At 64.5% G+C, this 234-nt stretch carries 1 protein-coding gene; it reads right to left on the bottom strand.

Annotated elements, in window-relative coordinates; translation table 11 throughout:
* Positions 1-90 (bottom strand): biotin carboxylase N-terminal domain-containing protein (locus tag J8I82_RS39960; protein WP_209765839.1); only part of this gene is annotated, 90 nt, incomplete at its 3' end.
* Between the last annotated feature and the right edge of the window lie 144 nt (positions 91-234).

Raw genomic sequence — 234 nt, 5'->3', positions numbered from 1 at the left:
CGCGACGGTGCGGATGCCGAGCCGGCGGCAGGTGGCGGCGACACGGCAGGCGATCTCGCCGCGGTTTGCGATCAGGACTTTGGTGAACATGACTTCGCCTTTCGCTCCTCGCGGGGAGCGTTCTTGAAAACGGTTCTGGGATACCTGGGGGCAGGCTTACATGCGGAACACGCCGAACTTCATATCCTCGATCGGCGCATTCAGGCTGGCCGACAGGCCCAGCCCCAGCACCGT

Origin of the sequence: Cupriavidus consociatus, from assembly GCF_017814975.1 — a bacterium.
Lineage (GTDB): Bacteria > Pseudomonadota > Gammaproteobacteria > Burkholderiales > Burkholderiaceae > Cupriavidus > Cupriavidus consociatus.
Note: the sequence above shows the minus strand (reverse complement) of the source record. Positions and strands in the feature narration are given on the sequence as shown.